Source organism: Variovorax sp. SG517 (assembly GCF_013376045.1).
Taxonomy (GTDB): Bacteria; Pseudomonadota; Gammaproteobacteria; order Burkholderiales; family Burkholderiaceae_C; genus Variovorax.
This window is the reverse complement of the sequence record NZ_JABMJG010000005.1, coordinates 26003-42940: the sequence shown is the minus strand read 5'-3', so window position 1 is coordinate 42940 and position 16938 is coordinate 26003. Positions and strand designations below refer to the sequence as shown.

Here is a 16938-nt window from a genome sequence, read left to right as displayed (position 1 = left end):
ATCAGCCCAGCATGGGGGCGTGGCCCAAGGGCCACGGGTTGGCGTCGTCCGCCGCGAGCCATTGGCGCGCGAGCGGTGCGCCGTCTTCCTGCCATGCACCGCGGGCGAGCGCCTGCTCGAGCGGGAAGATGTGTTCGACGTGGCCGCCGAGCGCCTCGTAGTCGTCGCGCCGCATGCTGAACTCGATGGGTGCGACGATGGCGGGCGTGGGCACGGTGCCGAAGCTGTTGTCGGGCATGCGCATGACGTCGGCCATCACGGTGATGCCGCCGCCGGGCCATACGTAGGCCGGCGCGCCGCCGCAGGTGACGTTGACTAGCGCGCGCTTGATGGCGCGCGTGAGCAGCACCGGGTTCTCGGTGACGCCCGCGCGCAGGCTGCCGCCCGCACCACCCAGGAACAGCACCGTGCACAGCGAGGGTTCGCAGTTCTCGCCGATGCGATCGACGATGCGCTTCACCTCCGGCGGCATCGGCTGTTCGACGGGCTTGAGCGCGTCGTCGAGCACATACCACTGGGCATGCTCGCCGGTGGTCGACGTCATGAGCAGGCGCATGCCGGGGCGTGCGACGCCCTCTTCCCAGCCTTCGATGATCGCGAGCGGATCGGCGATGTCGGTGCCGCCCCAGCCGTTGCCCGGGTTCGCCACCTGGAAGTAGCGCCCCGGCGTGGACTTGCGCCCCAGCATCTGGATACCCGAGGGCGCCATGTCGAGGCAGCGGCCGGCCTGGTGCTCGGTGAGCACGCCGGTGATGTGGTCGTCGACCACCACCACCTCGTCGGCCACGCCCGCGAACTGGCGCGCGAAGATGCCGACCGCGGCCGAGCCGCAGCCCACGCGCATGCGCTGCTCTTCCACGCCGTTGACGATGGGCGCCTTGCCCGCCTGAATGACGAGGGTGGAGCCGCCGTCGATGGTGCACTCCACCGCCTTCTTGTTGCCCAGCAGCTGCATCAGCTCGGCCGTCATGCGGCCTTCCTTCTTGCTGCCGCCGGTGAGGTGGTGCACGCCGCCGAGCGAGAGCATCTGCGAGCCGTATTCGGCCGTGGTGACGTGGCCCACGACCTCGCCGCGGTAGCGCACGTTGGCCTGCTCGGGGCCGAGGAAGCGGTCGGTGTCGATCTTCACCTTGAAGCTGCAGTAGCTGAAGATGCCTTCGGTGACGACGGTGACCATGTCCACGCCCTGGGCCTTGGAAGCCACGATGAAGGGCGCGGGCTTGTAGTCGGGGTAGGTGGTGGAGGAGCCCACGCCGGTGACGAAGACTTCGTCGGCATGCAGCAGGTCGCCGTTCCAGTCGGGGGCGGCATCGGAAGAATCGGCGCCGGGGCGGTCGAAGGGCACGAGCGCGGGCTTCTCGCTCTCGACGGTTCGGCGCAGCAGCACGACGGGATCGACCCGCACCAGCACGCCCTCTTTATTGGCGTAGCGGTCGCAGGCGCCGGTGCGGCCATCGGAGATCTGGCACAGCACCGGGCAGGCGTTGCACTCGACCTTGGCCGTGCTCATGCGCTCGTTGCGCGGCGGTGCCTTGCCGAAGGCACTGCTGCCGGCTTCGGCCACCACGGGCATGTCCATGCCGGGGAGGCCGTCTGTCTTGGTGTGTTCTGTCATCGGGGCGATCTCGTGGGCGTTCGGTGTTGGGCGAAGTGCGAATCCGGGCTGTCGGGGTTTGCAACAAACGTGCCGTCCGCCCGCTTGTGCATCGACTTCCGTTTGTGTAGCATTCCCTACACTTTCATGTTGCATTCACTACATCAAAGGTCAATGTAGCAAACGGGCCCGATGCTTGCAATGGTGTTTTCTAGCGGTGTTCATCGGGTTTTCTCCGACCAACGACAATGGAGGGTTCGGAGCCGGCCGGCGGCTTTCGCCCCAAAGGCGTGCACGCAGGCTCAGCCAACCTCCCCTGTTACCAACCAACTCTTGAGTTCCGTATGAGTGCATTCAGCGAAGAACGCGTCCTGAGCGTCCACCACTGGACCGATCGCCTGTTCACCTTCACCACCACGCGCGACCCGGCCCTGCGCTTCTCGAACGGTCATTTCACGATGATCGGCCTGAAGGTCAACAACAAGCCCCTGCTGCGCGCCTACAGCATCGTGAGCCCGAACTACGAGGAGCATCTCGAGTTCCTGAGCATCAAGGTGGAAGACGGCCCGCTGACCTCGAGGCTGCAGCACATCCAGGTGGGCGACACCATCATCGTAGGCCGCAAGCCCACGGGCACGCTGCTGATCGACTACACGCTGCCGGCCAAGCGCCTGTACCTGTTCGGCACCGGCACCGGCCTCGCACCGTTCATGAGCATCATCCGCGACCCGGACACCTACGAGAAGTTCGAGCAGGTCATCCTGGTGCACGGCGTGCGCCAGGTCGACGAGCTGGCCTACCACGACCTCGTGACCGACCACCTGCCCAAGCACGAGTTCCTGGGCGAGATGATCGAGAAGCAGCTGCTGTACTACCCCACGGTCACGCGCGAGGAGTTCCGCAACCAGGGCCGCATCACCGACCTGATCGAGAGCAACAAGCTCACCGACGACCTGGGCCTGCCGCCGCTGAACGTCGAGGAAGACCGCGTCATGCTGTGCGGCAGCCCCGGCCTGCTGGTGGACCTGAAGCACATCCTGGAAAAGCGCGGCTTCAAGGAAGGCAACACCTCGACGCCCGGCGACTACGTCGTCGAGCGCGCCTTCGCAGAGAAGTAAGAAGCACGGCATCGCGCGCACAGACAGATAGATGGCCGACAACAGCCGCTCCGCCTCACACAAGCCCAAGCCGCAGCGCCGCACGGGCGTGCGCGAAGCGGCTGCCCAGGCCACGCGCGACAGCATCCTGAAGGCCGCGACCAAGGTCTTCGCCAAGTACGGCTACGACGGCGGCAGCGTGGAGAAGATCTCCAAGGCCGCGAAGTCGTACGACCGGATGATCTACTACTACTTCGGCAGCAAGGAAGGCCTCTTCATTGCAGTGCTCGAAGGCATCTACCAGCGCATGGACGACGCCGAGGCCGCCATCGCGCTCGACACCTCGCGGCCGGTGGACGCGCTCACCGAAGTCATCCGCTTCGTGCTGGGCTACTACCGCAAGAACCCCGAGTTCGTCACGCTGCTGAACACCGAGAACCTGCACAAGGGCCGGCACATTTCGAAGTCGCTGCGCGCCCGCGAATATTCGTCGCGCGCGGTGGCGATCATCGCGGAGATCCTGGCGAGCGGCGCCTCGAAGGGCTTGTTCCGCAAGGACCTGGTGGCGCGCGACATCTACCTGCTGATCGCGTCCACGGGCTACTTCTACACCTCCAACCGGCACACGCTCACCGCCTTCCTCGGGGAGCCGCTGGAGTCGCCCGAGGCGATCGCGCACTGGGAAGACTTCGTGATCGAGACGCTGCTGCGCACCGTGCGCGCCGACGCCGACGAGCCGCAGGACGAAGAGAACAACTCCACCCCATCCCACGAGGACACATCGAAATGGCAGAAATCGCAGCCGGCGGCAAGTCGGGCAAGGTCGTCATAAAGAACATCGGGCTGCTGCTCTCGGGCGACATCGACAAGCCCATCCTCGACGCCGACACCATCGTCGTGAACGACGGCCTGATCGTGGCGGTCGGCAAGGAAAAGGACTGCGACTTCGAAGGCGCCGCCACCGTCATCGACGCGAAGAAGACCTGCGTCGCGCCCGGCCTGATCGACAGCCACGTGCACCCGGTGTTCGGCGACTGGACGCCGCGCCAGGGCCAGCTCGGCTGGATCGACTCCACCATGCACGGCGGCGTGACGACGATGATTTCCGCCGGCGAGGTGCACCTGCCCGGCCGACCGAAGGACATCGTTGGCCTGAAGGCGCTGGCCATCACCGCGCAGCGCGCCTTCGACAACTTCCGTCCCGGCGGCGTGAAGGTTCTGGCGGGCGCGCCCGTCATCGAGAAGGGCATGGTCGAGAGCGACTTCAAGGAACTCGCCGAGGCCGGCGTGGGCCTGCTCGGCGAAGTGGGCCTGGGCTCGGTCAAGGCCGGCTACGAGGCCAAGGAGATGGTGGCCTGGGCGCGCAAGTACGGCATCCAGAGCACGATCCACACCGGCGGCCCGTCGATTCCGGGCTCGGGCCTGATCGACAAGGACGTGGTGCTCGAGGCCGACGCCGACGTCATCGGCCACATCAACGGCGGCCACACCTCGCTGCCCGAGGCGCATGTGTGCGAGCTGTGCGAGAAGAGCTCGCGCGCCATCGAGATCGTGCACAACGGCAACGAGAAGGTAGCCATCGCGGCGGCGAAGGCCGCGCTGGAACTCAAGTGCCCGCACCGCGTGATCCTCGGCACCGACGGCCCGGCGGGCTCGGGCGTGCAGCCGCTGGGCATCCTGCGCATGGTGGCGATGCTGTCGTCCATTGCGAACATCCCGGCCGAGCTGGTGTTCTGCTTCGCGACCGGCAACACCGCGAAGATCCGCAAGCTCAACTGCGGCCTCATCGAAACGGGCCGTGCCGCCGACTTCGTCTTCATGGACCGCGCGCAGCATTCGCCGGCGCCGGGCCTGCTCGAGAGCGTGCAGCTCGGCGACATCCCGGGCGTGGGCATGGTGATGATCGACGGCATCGTGCGCTGCGGCCGCAGCCGCAACACGCCGCCGGCCACCGAGATTCCGGTGGTCGTCTCGGGCGCGCACTGAGCGCACCGCGCCGCCGGCCTCAGCCGTTGCGGTGCGAGCGGAAGACGAGATAGCGCGCCGACAGGAAGTTGGCGCTCATGCCGGCAAGGCTGCCCAGTGCCACGCCGAGCGCCGCGGCCCAGCGGCCTTCCACCCAGTGCAGCGTGAGTACGTAGGCGCCGTAGTTGAGCACCGCGCCGGCCGCCATGGTCGTCAGGTAGCCGAGGTACTCGCGCCAGATCGAACGGCTGGCGGCCGCGCTCGCCGCGAAGGTGTAGCGGCGATTGAAGGCCCAGGTGGTGGTCGCCGCGGCGAGGAACGACACCACGCGCGCGGCATACCAGCCCAGCAGCGGCGCCAGGAGGTACAGCACCACCACGTCGACCACGAGCCCGATCACGCCAACGGCGGCGAACGCCAGGAACTCGCGGCCGATTTTCATTCCCGCCCGCCGCCGAGGGCGCGCGACACGTGCTCGCGCACGCTCGGTATGGCAAGGTAGCTCAGCCGCTTGGCCTCGCGCCGACCCAGGGTGATGGCCTGCATGACGACACCGCACACGAAGGACAGCATGGCCGCCAGCATCGCGCCGGTGGCCAGCACCGCCGTAGGGAGCCGGGGCACCAGGCCGGTGTGCACGTAGGTCATGACGACCGGCACGACCAGCACGATCGACATCAGCGCCAGCAGCCCGCCGATGATCGAGAAGAACTGCAGCGGCCGCTCGCTCACGAACAGCTTGCAGATGGTCTTGAGGATGCGCCAGCCGTCGCGGTAGGTCGAGAGCTTGCTCACCGAGCCCTCGGGGCGCGTGCTGTAGGCCGTGGCTTCCTCCGCATAGGGCATGCGCAGCTCGAGCGCGTGCACGGTGAGCTCGGTCTCGGTCTCGAAGCCCCGCGACAGCGCCGGGAACGACTTGGCATAGCGCCGCGAGAACACGCGGTAGCCCGAGAGCATGTCGGTGAGCCCGCCGCCGAAGAGCTGCGCCACCGCGCCCGTGAGCATACGGTTGCCGAACCGGTGGCCGGCGCGGTAGGTGTGCACGTCCTGGCCGTCGTCCGCGCGGCTGCCGACGACCATGTCGAGGTTGTCGCTCACCAGGCGGTCGATGAGGCGCGGCGCGGCGCCGGCGTCGTAGGTGGCATCGCCGTCGGTCATCACGTACACGTCGGCATCGACGTCGGCGAACATGCGCCGCACCACGTTGCCCTTGCCGCGCAGGGCAACGTGCGTGACCGTGGCGCCGGCCGCACGCGCCACGGCGGCGGTGTCGTCGCTGGAGTTGTTGTCGAAGACGTGGATCTCGGCCCCGGGCAGCGCGGCGCGAAAACCGTGCACCACCTGCGCGATGGCGAGCGCCTCGTTGTAGCAGGGGATGACCACGGCGATGCGCAGGCCGCCGCCGGCGCGGCTCCGGCTGCTGGTGGGGAGGTTGGCGTCGTCGGTCATGGTGCGGCGGGAAGGATACGGTAGACGCGGCTGCCGTCCTTCTCGTATTCCACTGCGAAGTACTTGTCGAAATCGATGCGCGCGGTGAACACCGGCACCACGGAGTCGGGGAGGACGATCGCCACGAAGCCCAGGCCCGAGAGCTTGCGCGCGAGGTCGCCGCCCGACAGGCGCCCGAAGTCGGTGTAGCGCCAGGGCCCGAGGGTGTCGCCCCAGATGGGATTGGGGCCGTAGTAGATCGCCTCGTTCAGCGCGATCTGGTAGACGCGGCCCTTGGCGGTGCGGCGCAGGTAGTCCATGACGGCATAGCCCGGCACATGCTTGCGCAGCACGGCCTCGCGGGCTTCGGGTGTGACCGCGACCATCGAGACCTTGACCGCGGTCTGCCGCACGGAGACGGCGGCCATCGCGGCCAGCAGCAGCACGAGCACCCAGTCGCCCACGCGGGCGCCGGAACGCGCCACGGCGGCACCGGCATCCTGCGGCTGCGGCGGCTTCTGCGGCTCTTGCGCCTTCGAACCGAAAAGCCGCCTCACGCCCGACATCGCCCATCCGAACACCACCTGCCAGCCGATGGCCGCGATGGCCGCCAGCAGCGGGAAAGATGCCGTCAGGTAGCGCGGATAGCGCGAGGTCACGACCCAGACCACCACCGAGTACAGGCAGAACCAGCCGGCCGCGCGCACCGCCGCGGATCGCTTCCACAGCACGCTGAACGGCGCGAAGAACACCGACCAGAGCAGCGCATTGGGCAGCTCGGCATGCACGCGCACGTCGGCCACCTGCTGCACGTAGTCGGCCGGCGTCCATTCGGTGAAGCCGAACACGCGCGCGCCGATGGGGTTGAACGGGTCGCCCGTCATGATGGCGTTGCGCGCGTACCAGTACACGCAGGGAATCAGGAAGCAGGCGAACACCAGCGCCCAGGCCTTGAGGCTGCGCTCGTGACGGAAGACGAAGGGCGCCACCAGCGGCAGGAAGACCAGCGCCTGGTACTTCGAGCCCGCGGCCACGCCCAGGCAGAAGGCCGCGACGCCGAGCCAGCGGATGCCGCCGTGCACCGGCTTGCCGATCTCGGACTCGCGCCACCACCAAAGCGCCACGCAGGCCGACAGCACGAAGAGCGCCACGCCCATGTCGATGAGTGCGTTGGAATAGTCGCCGAGCCCCAGCCAGATGGCCGCGCCGATGCAGGCGGTGAGCCGGTTGGCGTGCAGCATGCCAAGACGGTAGATCATGACCACCGACAGCGCGCCGGCCAGCCCGTTGAGGAAGTGCGGCAGCACGTCGTCGCCCAGTTGCAGCGCACCGGCGTACAGCAGGTTGTAGTTGTACGGGAACCAGGGGTAGCGCAGCCAGTCGTGGATGCCCAGCGAGCCCTGCTCGGCGACCTGCCGCGCATAGGGCAGGTGGTACATCAGCTCGTCGAAGGCGATGGGCGGGGCGAGCGGCGCCACGAGCGCCGGCAGCGCGACCAGGGCCAGCGCGATCGCCGCGACACGTTCCGGGTAGCTCCAGGGCAAGGCCTGCACGTTGGCGAGCAGCGCGCGCCGCTCGCGCAGCCAGCCCGGAAGCTGCACCGCCGCGGCCAGCACGCCCACCGCGACGAGGACCGCGGTCGCACCCGCCTTGAAGGCTCCGAAGATGGCCAGCGCCTGGAACGCGCAGATGAACAGGCCCACGCCCAGCGCCACGGCCATGGCGGCCTCGAGCCCCGCGTCGCGGCGCGGGGGCGGCGCCAGGCGGCCCAGCAGTGCGCGTCCATAGCCCCAGCAGCCCATCACGAAGACCGCCAGTGCCGCGTACTGCGCGGCTGCAAACATCAGCTTCTGAATAACAACTCCCCGCGCCGGGCGGCCGCACCGGCCGGCAGGTTCAAAGATTGGGCGCGAGCAGGCGTTCGAGCTCGGCTTCGCTTTCCTTGCGCCGCGCGGCCTGGTCCTGCAACTGGTCGTGTCCGATCTTGCCGACGTTGAAGTACGTCGAATCGGGGTGGCTCAGGTAGAACCCGCTCACGCTGGCGGCGGGCATCATAGCGAGGCTTTCCGTCAGGCTCATGCCAATGTCCGCGCAGTTCAGAAGGTCGAACATGGGCTTCTTCACGCTGTGGTCGGGGCAGGCCGGGTAGCCGGGCGCGGGGCGGATGCCGCGGTACTTCTCCGCGATCATGTCCTCGTTGCTCAGGCTCTCGTCGTTCGCGTAGCCCCACAGGTCGGTGCGCACGCGATGGTGCAGCGCCTCGGCGAAGGCCTCCGCCAGCCGGTCGGCCAGGGCCTTGAGCATGATGGCGGAGTAGTCGTCGAGGTCGTCGACGAAGTACTTCTCCTTCTTCTCCACGCCCAGGCCGGCGGTGACGGCGAACATGCCGACGTAGTCCTTCACGCCACTCTCCTTGGGCGCGACGAAGTCGGCCAGGCAGCGGCTCGGGCGCATGACGCCGTCGATCTCGTGCTTCTCGGTCTGCTGGCGCATGCCGTACCAGGTGAGCGCCACCTCGCTGCGCGACTCGTCGGTGTAGAGCTCGATGTCGTCGTCGTTCACCGTGTTGGCGGGCCAGAAGCCCACCACGCCGCTCGCGCTGAGCCAGCGGCCTTCGATGAGGCGCTTGAGCATGCGCTGGCCGTCGGCATACACGCGCACGGCCTCGGTGCCGACGATCTCGTCCTTCAGGATCGCCGGGAACGGGCCCGCGAGGTCCCAGGTCTGGAAGAACGGGCCCCAGTCGATGTACTTCGCGAGCTCGGTCAGGTCGAAGTTCCTGAACACGCGCCGGCCGATGAACTTAGGCACCGGCGGCAGGTAGTTCGCGAAGTCGACGGGCGTCTTGTTGGCGCGCGCCTTGGCCAGCGGCCACAGCGGCACCTGCTTCTTGTTGGCGTGCTGCTCGCGCACCTTCACGTAGTCGGCGTTGATCTCGTCGATGTACGCGGAGGCCTGGTCGCTCAGCAGGCTCTGCGCCACGCTCACGCTGCGCGAGGCGTCGGGCACGTAGACCACCGGGCCCTCGTAGTGCGGCGCAATCTTGACGGCCGTGTGCACGCGGCTGGTGGTGGCGCCGCCGATCAGCAGCGGAATCTTGCGGATGCGGAAGTGGTCGTCCTTCTGCATCTCGCCTGCCACGTACTGCATCTCTTCGAGGCTCGGCGTGATGAGGCCCGACAGGCCCACGATGTCCGCGCCCTCGACCTTGGCCTTGGCAAGGATCTCGTGGCACGGGACCATCACGCCCATGTTCACCACCTCGAAGTTGTTGCACTGGAGCACGACGGTGACGATGTTCTTGCCGATGTCGTGCACGTCGCCCTTCACGGTGGCGATGATGATCTTGCCCTTGGTGCGCACGTCGCGCCCCGCGGCCTCGTCCTGGCGCTTTTCTTCCTCGATGTAGGGAATGAGGTGGGCTACGGCCGACTTCATCACGCGAGCCGACTTCACCACCTGCGGCAGGAACATCTTGCCCTGGCCGAACAGGTCGCCCACGATGTTCATGCCGTCCATCAGGGGGCCTTCGATCACGTGCAGCGGCCGGCCGCCGGTGGCGAGGATGGCGCGGTAGGCCTCCTCCGTGTCTTCCACGATGAAGTCGGTGATGCCGTGCACCATGGCGTGCGACAGGCGCTGGTTGACCGGCACCGGGTTCTCCGGCGTGCCGCGCCATTCGAGCTTCTTACTGTCGTCCTTGGCGCCGCTCCTGGCGGTCTCGGCCACTTCGACCAGGCGCTCGCCGGCATCGGGCCGGCGGTTGAGCACCACGTCTTCCACGCGCTCGCGCAGCTCGGGCTCGAGGTCGTCGTACACGCCCACCATGCCGGCGTTGACGATGCCCATGTCCATGCCCGCCTTGATCGCGTGGTACAGGAACACGGTGTGGATGGCTTCGCGCACCGGGTCGTTGCCGCGGAAGCTGAAGCTCACGTTGCTCACACCACCCGACACCTTCGCGCCCGGCAGGTTCTGCTTGATCCAGCGCACGGCCTCGATGAAGTCGACCGCGTAGTTGTCGTGCTCCTCGATGCCGGTGGCAATGGCGAAGATGTTCGGGTCGAAGATGATGTCCTCGGGCGGGAAGCCCACCTCGTCCACCAGGATGCGGTAGGCGCGCTCGCAGATCTCGATCTTGCGCGCGTAGGTGTCGGCCTGTCCCTTCTCGTCGAAGGCCATCACCACGGCGGCGGCGCCGTAGCGCTTCACCAGCATGGCCTCGTGCTTGAACTTGTCGACGCCCTCCTTCATGGAGATGGAGTTGACGATGCCCTTGCCCTGGATGCAGCGCAGGCCCGCCTCGATGACCTCCCACTTCGAGCTGTCGACCATTACCGGCACGCGCGCGATGTCGGGCTCGCTGGCGATGAGGTTGAGGAAGCGCACCATCGCGGCCTTGCTGTCGAGCATGGCCTCGTCCATGTTCACGTCGATCACCTGCGCGCCGTTCTCGACCTGCTGGCGCGCCACGGCCAGCGCTTCTTCGAACTGGCCGTTGAGGATCATGCGCGCGAAGGCCTTGGAGCCCGTGACGTTGGTGCGCTCGCCGATGTTGACGAACAGCGTGCCTTCGCCGATGGAGACCGGCTCCAGGCCTGAGAGCTTCATGGGAGGCGGCATTGGGGAAGACATGGTTGGACTCGGAGGCAAAAGCGGTTATTCGTGCGCGGGTTGGGGGAGTCTATCGCCCTCGCATGCGCCGCAGGGGCTGCAGGAGTAAGTCCGAATCATGAAAGGGAAAGTCCGGATCGATCCGGCCCGGTCGGTTTCGCAGAATGAAAAGTGCACGCTCGTTCGTTTTTGCGTGCCCCCCAACCGATCAACCCACAAGGGAGTTCCGATGATTCGACTGGCGAAGAGGATTGCGGCTGCGAGCACGAGGACGGCAGGCAGGAAGGACGGCGCGGCCCGGCGGATGGCCGGCGCGCTGCTGGTGGGCGGCATGCTCGCGCTCGCGCCCCTGGCGCAGACGGCGCAGGCGGCCGGCACCGGTGCGCAGACGGCCTATCCGATCGTGCTGGTGCACGGCATGCTGGGCTTCGACACCATCGCCGGCATCGACTACTGGTACGGCATTCCGGGGGAGCTGCGCGCGCAGGGCGCGAAGGTCTTCGTCGCCGAGGTGGCGGCCACCAACAGCAGCGAGGTGCGCGGCGAGCAGCTGCTCAAGCAGGTCAAGGACGTGCTGGCGCTGACCGGCGCGAGCAAGGTCAACCTGATCGGCCATTCGCACGGCGGCCCCACGGCGCGCTACGTCTCGGGCGTGGCGCCGCAGCTGGTGGCATCCGTCACCACCGTGGGCAGCCCGCACAAGGGCAGCAAGGTGGCCGACCTGCTGGGCAACACGCTGCCCGAAGGCAGCCTGAGCCGCGCGGTGGTGGCGAGCGCGGTGAATGCCTTCTCCAGCCTCATCGGCATTCTTTCGGGCAACAACACGCCGCAGAGCGGCCTTGGCGCGCTGAACTCACTCAACACCGCCGGCTCGGCGAAGTTCAACGCCAAGTTCCCCGACGGCGTGCCCACCACCGCCTGCGGCAACGGGGCCGAGCTGGTCAACGGCGTGCGCTACTTCTCCTGGTCGGGCACCCAGCCGCTGACCAACGTGTTCGACGCCTCCGACTACCCGCTGTCGCTGCTGAGCGTGGTGCACGGCGAGCCCAACGACGGCCTCGCCTCGGCCTGCAGCTCGCACCTGGGCACCTACCTCGGCAGCTACAGGCAGAACCACCTGGACGAGGTCAACCAGATGCTCGGGCTGCGCGACCTGTTCTCGGTGAGCCCGGTGACGCTGTACGTGAACCAGGCGGCGAAGCTGAAGCAGCTCGGCCTCTGAGGAGACGATGCCCCGCAAGCTCCTGTGGCCGCTCGCGGCGGCGGTGGTGCTGGCTGCGGGCGCGGCGTGGTGGCTGGCCGGGGGCGAGGAAGCACCGGCTCCCGGGGTCGCATCCGCGGCCCCGCCGGCCACCTCTTCAGACCTGCCCGCTGTCTCCAGATCCGCGTCGGGCGCAGGCCCGCACGCCCCCGATCCGCTGCTGACGCCCGCCCTGCTGCGCACCTTCGAGCAGATGCTCGACGGCAGCCAGGCCCGCGACAAGGAAGGCCTGATGGCCGAGATGCGCGCGAAGATCAACAAGTACCTGCCGCCCGAATGGCGGGTGCGCGCGCTGGGCCTGCTGGAGCGCTACATCGACTACCGCACCGCGCTCGAGGCGCTGCCGGCGGCCAGCATCGGCGACCCGGCCGGGCTGCGCCGGATCCTCGATGCGCGCGCCGGCATCCGCTCGCGCTACTTCGCGCCCGAGGAGGTCGAGGGCCTGTTCGGCGCCGAGGAGAAATTCGACCGCTTCAGCGTCGAGAAGCTGGAGATCGAGCGCAACGCGAACCTCACGCCTGAGCAGAAACGCCAGGCGCTGGCGAAGACCGAGGAAACCTGGCTCACGCCCGAGCAGCGCGCCGACCGCACGGCCTCCGTCGCGCAGCTGGCTGTGGGCGAGCAGACCGCCGCGCTGGAAGCACGCGGCGCCAGCCCGCAGGAGCGCTTCGAGGAGCGCTCGAAACAATACGGCTACGAGGCGGCGCAGCGGCTCGCCGCGCTCGACCAGCAGGAGCAGGACTGGCAGGGCCGCCTCTCGCGCTACGCCGCCGCCGACGAGGCCACGCGGGTGCAGCTGCAGGCCGAGCTCTTCACGCCGCAGGAGGCGCTGCGCCTGCAGGCCGCGCTGGAGATGCGGGCGGCCGACGCAAAGAAAAAGGCGGCCGCGCCGCCTTGATCCCTGCCCTTGGCCTGTGGGCGGTCAGGCCGCCACCGGCACCTTCGCCGCGGCCGAAGCCGGCAGGCCGAACACGCGGTCGAAGGCCCAGTTGAAGACGAAGGTGTAGACCAGGAAGAACACCACCAGCCCCAGGTCCATCACCAGCGCCTGCCAGAGCGACACGCCCAGGCCCCAGGCGAACATCGGCACCAGGAAGGCGATCAGGCCGCCCTCGAAGCCGATGGCGTGCGCGATGCGGCGGCGCAGGCTGCGTCCGCGCACGGCCTGGCGCGACTCCCAGCGCTCGAAGAGCGAGTTGAAGACCAGGTTCCAGATCACCGCGATGACCGAGGCGGCCACCGCCAGGACGCCCGAATGGCCCAGCCCGGCGTCCGTCATCAGGGCCAGCCCGGCGCTGGCGGCCACGATGGCGATGCCTTCATAAAGGCTGATGTAGACGATGCGACGCTGGATCCCTTGCATGGCTTTCTCTCTGTGTTCGTTGAGGCGATGACTGGACTTTATTTGTGATCTGCTGATATAAAAAGTTAACTTGTTTCAGTTTGACTGATAGATCGGGCGCCATGGCTTTTTCCAGCGACAACGTCGAAGTCTTCCTGGCCGTGATCGACCACGGCTCCTTCTCGGCCGCCGCGCGGGCGCTGCGCCGAGTGCCGTCGGCGGTCAGCATGGCCATCGCCAACCTGGAGGCCGAGCTCGACCTGCAGCTGTTCGACCGCAGCGGCCGCGAGCCCCAGCCCACGGCCGCCGCGCGCTCGCTGGAACCGCAGGCGCGGCTGCTGGCGGCGCAGCTCAGGCAGCTGCAGGTGCAGGCGCTCGCGCTCACCCAGGGGCTGGAAGACCGGCTCACCCTGGCCATCGCGCCCGAGCTGCTGGCCGCGCCCTGGACCGGTCCGCTGTCGGAACTGGCGCGGGAGCATCCGCTGCTGCAGGTCGAGGTGCTTGCCGCGCCGCAGGCCGATGCGCTGGCGCTGCTGCACAGCGGGCGCGCACAGCTGGCGCTGGTGTTCGAGCGCCCCAGCCTCGACGGGCGCGAAGGCTTCCAGGAAGTCGGCAGCGAACTCATGGTGGCGGTGATGGCGCCCGACCACCCGGTGCTCGCGGCCAACGGCGGCCGGCTGCGCGAGGACCACCTGACCAACACCCGCCAGATCGTCGTGGCCGGGCGCGACCTCGCCACCAGCGACCCGCGATTCGTCTTCGCGCGCCACGTCTGGCGCTCCGACAACGCGCTGGCCGCGCTGAGCCTGATCACCGCCGGACTGGGCTGGGGCTGGCTGCCGCGCAACTTCGCGCGGCCGCACGTGGCGGCGGGCGCGCTGGTCGAGATTCCCTTCGAGAACCTCAGCAACGGGCTCGACCTGTGGGTGGACGTGGTGTGGTCACGTGAGCGCCCACTCGGCCTGGGAGCCCAGCATTTCGTGAATCTGATCGCCAAGGGACGGGCCGCGGCGGGCGAATGCAGCCCTAAAGTCAGCGGCGATACCACCGGCTCGGCGAACTAGACGACTGGTCTAATAGACGCTAGAGTGCGGCCCATGAACGCCGTCGCAGCTCCCACCACTCCCATCACCGACGTCCGCCAGCACATCCTCGACGTGGCCCATCCGCTGCTGCTGCGAAAGGGCTTCACCGGCGTCGGGCTGGCCGAGGTGCTGGCCGCGGCGAAGGTGCCGAAGGGCTCGTTCTATCACTACTTCGGCTCCAAGGAAGTGTTCGGCGAGGCGGTGCTGGAGGCCTACTTCGGCGAGTACCTCGGGCGCACCGACGCCCTGCTGACCGAGGGTTCCGGCACCGCCGCCCAGCGCCTGATCGCCTACTTCGACGACTGGCTCGACTCCCAGACCGGCGAGGAGGCGCAGAGCCGCTGCCTCGTCGTCAAGCTCGGCGCCGAGGTCTGCGACCTGTCCGAGAGCATGCGCGCGGCGCTGGCGCGCGGCACCCGCGGCATCACCGACCGGCTCGCCGGCTGCATCGAGGCCGGCCAGGCCGACGGCTCGATCAAGGCGATGCAGCAGGGGCAGGACGCCCAGGGCGTCGCCGTCGCGCTCTACCAGCGCTGGCTCGGCGCCAGCCTGCTGGCCAAGATCACGCGCGACCGCTCGTCGCTGGACGCAGCGATGCGCGACACCCGGCAGCAGCTGGGCCTGTCGTCGGACCACTGAAGGAAATCACCCGGCGGGAGGCAAGCGCGCTCCCGCTTTTTTTTCGCCCACCCACTAGACGACTGGTCTATTAACCAAGGAGCCACGCCCCATGTCCCAGAAGAGCAACGCCGTCGACACCATCAACCGCCGCATCGTCCTCGCCGCCCGGCCGCGCGGCCTTCCGACGCCGGAGAACTTCCGGCTGGAGAAAACCGCTGTTCCCGCGCCCGGCGAGGGCCAGGTGCTGCTGCGCACGCTGCATCTGTCGCTCGATCCGTACATGCGGCAGCTGATGGACGAGGTGCCGCCGCTCTATGCGCCCGCCTCGGTGCAAGTGGGCGAGCCGATGCCGGGCGGCACGGTCAACCGCGTCGTCGAGTCCCGGAATCCGCAGTTCCGCCCCGGCGACCTCGTGCTCGGCAACGCCGGCTGGCAGGACTACGCGCTGTCCGACGGCCAGGACCTGATGCCGCTGGGCGACATGGCCCAGCCCTCGCTGGCGCTGGGCGGGCTCGGCATGCCGGCCTTTACCGCCCACGTCGGCCTGCTCGACATTGGCCAGCCCAAGCCCGGCGAGACGGTGGTGGTGGCCGCCGCGACCGGCGCGGTGGGCTCGGTGGTCGGGCAGATCGCCAGGTTGAAGGGCGCGCGCGTGGTCGGCATCGCGGGCGGTGCGGACAAGTGCCGCCACGCGGTCGAGGTGCTGGGCTTCGACGCCTGCATCGACCGCCACGATCCGGAATTCGCAGCGCGCCTCGCGGCCGCCTGCCCCGAGGGCATCGACGTCTACTTCGAGAACGTCGGCGGCGCGGTGTTCGACGCGGTGCTGCCGCTGCTCAACATCGGCGCGCGCGTGCCGGTGTGCGGGCACATCGCCGACTACAACAGCGAGGCGCTGCCCCCGGGCCCCAACCGGCTGCCGCTGTTGACTGCGGCGCTGCTGCAGAAGCGCATCCGCATGCAGGGCTTCGTCATCCTCGACCACTACGGCGAGCGCTTCGATGCGTTCCGGCGCGAGATGGACGAATGGGTGGGGGCCGGCAGGATCACGCTGCGCGAGGACCGCATTAACGGCCTGGAGAACGCGCCGGCCGCATTCATCGGCCTGCTGCAGGGCCGCAACGTCGGCAAGCGCGTGGTGCGCGTCGCCGGAGATTGAGACGGACGGGCTGGGCCGTCAGTGCCGGTGCCCGCCTCCGTGGCCGCCTCCGCGACCTTCTCCATGGCCGCCATGGCCGCCCCCGCGATGCCCTCCGCCGCCCGGGTGCGGATGCGGCATGCCCGGCGGCGGCCCCGGGCGGAACCCCGGCTGCGGACGTGGCGGCCTGACGCCCGGATCGATCGGCGGGCGAACGCCGGGCGGATGCGGCGGCCGAACCCCGGGGCCGGGCGGCGGGCGGAAGCCCGGAGCGGGTGGACGGAAACCGGGCCCCGGCTGCCACGGATGCGGCTGCCAGCCCGGGCGCACCGGCGGCGGCGGACGCCAGCCCGCCACGGGCGGCGGAGGCGGCCGGCTGCCCCACCAGCGCCGGTCGCCGTACCAGGGCCGGTCGCGGTAGTAGTCGGCCCAGTAGCTGCCGATCGCGAAGCCGATGATCGGCACGCCGATCAGCGCGCCGTACGTCACCAGCGGCACGCGCTGTTCCTGGTAGGCGTAGTCGAGGCTGCGCGCCCAGACCCAACCGCGCCCGCCGTCGGGCAGCACCACGTCGCACCAGCCGTAGCCGCTGGTGCAGCCGACCACCTCCAGCGGCTGGCCCGGCCCGAGCCGCGCCACCAGCGGATAGTCGCCCGAGGGCCCCGCGCGCAGGTTGACCCCGCCGCGCGTGAAAGCCTGCTGCGCCTGCGCCGCGAGCGGAAGCGCCAGGGCCAGCGCGCCTGCGGCAGCCCAGCGTTGTGCGAGTGAGTTCATCGCCCCAGCCTAGGCCGGG

At 68.8% G+C, this 16938-nt stretch carries 15 protein-coding genes; 8 read left to right on the top strand and 7 right to left on the bottom strand.

Annotated features, from left to right (window positions below; genetic code table 11):
- Position 1: 1 nt before the first annotated feature.
- Entirely contained in the window at positions 2 to 1615 is a 1614-nt protein-coding gene (locus tag FHT32_RS16155) for a 6-hydroxynicotinate reductase (protein ID WP_176665632.1), read from the bottom strand.
- A gap of 323 nt (positions 1616 to 1938) precedes the next feature.
- Between FHT32_RS16155 and FHT32_RS16150 the strand changes: the two genes are divergently transcribed.
- Genes FHT32_RS16150 through FHT32_RS16140 form a run of 3 tightly spaced genes read left to right on the top strand, consistent with a single transcriptional unit; the run spans position 1939 to position 4677 of the window.
- Entirely contained in the window at positions 1939 to 2712 is a 774-nt protein-coding gene (locus tag FHT32_RS16150) for a ferredoxin--NADP reductase (protein WP_019658431.1), read from the top strand.
- A gap of 31 nt (positions 2713 to 2743) precedes the next feature.
- Complete coding sequence (locus tag FHT32_RS16145) at positions 2744 to 3523, top strand: TetR family transcriptional regulator (RefSeq protein ID WP_176665631.1); 780 nt, start codon at positions 2744 to 2746, stop codon at positions 3521 to 3523.
- Complete coding sequence (locus FHT32_RS16140; protein WP_176665630.1) at positions 3478 to 4677, top strand: amidohydrolase family protein; 1200 nt, start codon at positions 3478 to 3480, stop codon at positions 4675 to 4677. Before FHT32_RS16145 ends, FHT32_RS16140 begins: the two co-directional genes overlap by 46 nt.
- A 19-nt stretch (positions 4678 to 4696) precedes the next feature.
- Here FHT32_RS16140 and FHT32_RS16135 read toward each other — a convergent pair whose 3' ends face one another.
- Genes FHT32_RS16135 through metH form a run of 4 tightly spaced genes read right to left on the bottom strand, consistent with a single transcriptional unit; the run spans position 4697 to position 10719 of the window.
- Entirely contained in the window at positions 4697 to 5098 is a 402-nt protein-coding gene (locus tag FHT32_RS16135) for a GtrA family protein (protein WP_176665629.1), read from the bottom strand.
- Positions 5095 to 6105, bottom strand: coding sequence for a glycosyltransferase family 2 protein (locus FHT32_RS16130; protein WP_176665628.1), 1011 nt, complete (start codon positions 6103 to 6105; stop codon positions 5095 to 5097). Before FHT32_RS16130 ends, FHT32_RS16135 begins: the two co-directional genes overlap by 4 nt.
- The gene (locus FHT32_RS16125; RefSeq protein WP_176665627.1) at positions 6102 to 7928 is read right to left on the bottom strand and encodes a glycosyltransferase family 39 protein; all 1827 of its coding nucleotides are present in this window, start codon (positions 7926 to 7928) and stop codon (positions 6102 to 6104) included. Before FHT32_RS16125 ends, FHT32_RS16130 begins: the two co-directional genes overlap by 4 nt.
- Before the next feature lie 52 nt (positions 7929 to 7980).
- The gene (gene metH, locus FHT32_RS16120) at positions 7981 to 10719 is read right to left on the bottom strand and encodes a methionine synthase (protein ID WP_176665626.1); all 2739 of its coding nucleotides are present in this window, start codon (positions 10717 to 10719) and stop codon (positions 7981 to 7983) included.
- 283 nt (positions 10720 to 11002) lie between these two features.
- On the opposite strand from metH, the gene FHT32_RS16115 reads away from it, so the two are divergent.
- The gene (locus FHT32_RS16115; protein WP_176666073.1) at positions 11003 to 11920 is read left to right on the top strand and encodes a triacylglycerol lipase; all 918 of its coding nucleotides are present in this window, start codon (positions 11003 to 11005) and stop codon (positions 11918 to 11920) included.
- Between the two features lie 7 nt (positions 11921 to 11927).
- Positions 11928 to 12857, top strand: a complete 930-nt coding sequence (locus FHT32_RS16110) for a lipase secretion chaperone (protein ID WP_176665625.1) — start codon at positions 11928 to 11930, stop codon at positions 12855 to 12857.
- A gap of 24 nt (positions 12858 to 12881) precedes the next feature.
- Here FHT32_RS16110 and FHT32_RS16105 read toward each other — a convergent pair whose 3' ends face one another.
- Positions 12882 to 13322 carry a PACE efflux transporter gene (locus tag FHT32_RS16105; RefSeq protein ID WP_176665624.1) on the bottom strand — a complete coding sequence of 147 codons (441 nt, stop codon included), beginning with the start codon at positions 13320 to 13322 and terminating at the stop codon, positions 12882 to 12884.
- A 101-nt stretch (positions 13323 to 13423) separates the two neighbouring features.
- Between FHT32_RS16105 and FHT32_RS16100 the strand changes: the two genes are divergently transcribed.
- The 3 genes from FHT32_RS16100 to FHT32_RS16090 all read left to right on the top strand — a co-directional run bounded on the left by FHT32_RS16100 (position 13424) and on the right by FHT32_RS16090 (position 16166).
- Positions 13424 to 14365, top strand: coding sequence for a LysR family transcriptional regulator (locus FHT32_RS16100; protein ID WP_176665623.1), 942 nt, complete (start codon positions 13424 to 13426; stop codon positions 14363 to 14365).
- 33 nt (positions 14366 to 14398) lie between these two features.
- Positions 14399 to 15025: a TetR/AcrR family transcriptional regulator gene (locus FHT32_RS16095; RefSeq protein ID WP_176665622.1), complete on the top strand. Its 627-nt coding sequence runs from the start codon at positions 14399 to 14401 to the stop codon at positions 15023 to 15025.
- Between the two features lie 91 nt (positions 15026 to 15116).
- Positions 15117 to 16166: an NADP-dependent oxidoreductase gene (locus tag FHT32_RS16090; RefSeq protein WP_176665621.1), complete on the top strand. Its 1050-nt coding sequence runs from the start codon at positions 15117 to 15119 to the stop codon at positions 16164 to 16166.
- An 18-nt stretch (positions 16167 to 16184) separates the two neighbouring features.
- On the opposite strand, the gene FHT32_RS16085 is transcribed toward FHT32_RS16090, so the two are convergent.
- A complete protein-coding gene (locus tag FHT32_RS16085) occupies positions 16185 to 16919 on the bottom strand; it encodes an SH3 domain-containing protein (RefSeq protein ID WP_176665620.1) in 735 nt (244 codons plus the stop codon).
- Between the last annotated feature and the right edge of the window lie 19 nt (positions 16920 to 16938).